This is a genomic window from Bacillus sp. P4_D3 (genome assembly GCF_056401855.1).
In genome coordinates this window covers 1-772 of sequence record NZ_JBFUIN010001134.1, presented here as the reverse complement: position 1 = coordinate 772, position 772 = coordinate 1, and the positions used below count along the sequence as shown (strand labels likewise).

Genomic DNA, 772 nt, shown 5'->3' with positions numbered 1-772 from the left:
TGTAAACAAAGTTCATAATACATGCCCCGTTATCCTGAATTTCAATCCCATATGTATTATACATTATAAAAGTACAAGTTTTACATGTACTTTTATAATGTATGTAGTTTTTATAGCTTTTCAGCGTTATAGACTTTTAACCATGCATTATTAAACTCTTCCATTGACGCATAGCGCTCACTACGAATTTCATTTACAGCACGGTATGCTACTTCATATAAGCCTTCACTAGCTTCCCATTTCATAAAGGAACGATCTTGCCCGCCACCTAATAGTGCGAAAGCTATAGCCCCCATATTAAATACATTAGTTTTCCCGTCTATTATAGCATTAAGTTGAAACTCTTCAGGTGACATAAAACGAGATGATCCCCACAGTCTTCCCATCTTATTTACATACGGTTTGTTACTGTATAAATCAATATCACAAATTTTTGTTTCATTAGTTTTAAAGTTGTACAAAATACTACCGTCATAAAAATCAATAGCTACATAGTTGTTGTGTTCAACGTAAGTATGGAAATTAAAAATAGAATTTAATGAAATTAGCCTATTTTTAACGGATAATCTCTTATATTTATAAAATGGTGAATTAGGATCATTGTATTTTGCTGGGGGTGGGAAACTCCAGTGCGGGTGAAGACATTCACCGTCAAACCAATCAAAAATTAAAACATATCCATGTTGTAAAGGGTAGTGATCAATTAAATTTATAAGAGAAACGTGTTTTAATTCATTGTATATAGTAACTGAGTTTTTTATTCTTTTTATAG

General features: G+C 31.6%; 1 protein-coding gene. It reads right to left on the bottom strand.

The annotated features are described in order from the left end of the window. Nucleotides 1-110: 110 nt before the first annotated feature. Nucleotides 111-772, bottom strand: a 662-nt coding sequence (locus AC1DTM_RS29805) for a protein kinase family protein (protein WP_477001625.1), incomplete at its 5' end; no start/stop codon positions are given.